Below are 262 nucleotides of genomic sequence, written 5' to 3' on the forward strand. Positions count from 1 at the left end.
AGGCATCAAATAAAAGCGAAAGGCTCAGTCGAAAGACTGGGCCTTTTGTTTTATCTGTTGTCTGTCGGTGAGCGCTCTCCGGAGTAGGACAAATCCGCCGGGAGCGGATTTAAACGTTGCGCAGCAACGGCCCGGAGGGTGGCGGGCAGGACGCCCGCCATAAACTGCCAGGCATCAAATTTAGTGAAGAAGCCCATCCTGACGGATGGGCTTTTTTGCGTCTGTGCGGGATGAAAACCGCCGGATGCGGCGTGCCGCCTTA

The 262-nt window shown here is 56.1% G+C and carries 1 protein-coding gene; it reads right to left on the bottom strand.

Going from position 1 to position 262, the window contains the following annotated elements:
• Positions 1 to 50: 50 nt before the first annotated feature.
• Positions 51 to 262 (bottom strand): hypothetical protein (locus tag OGY33_RS00715; RefSeq protein ID WP_286570939.1); only part of this gene is annotated, 212 nt, incomplete at its 5' end.

This window comes from Citrobacter sp. Cpo032 (assembly GCF_030332975.1).
GTDB classification, from domain to species: domain Bacteria; phylum Pseudomonadota; class Gammaproteobacteria; order Enterobacterales; family Enterobacteriaceae; genus Citrobacter; species Citrobacter portucalensis.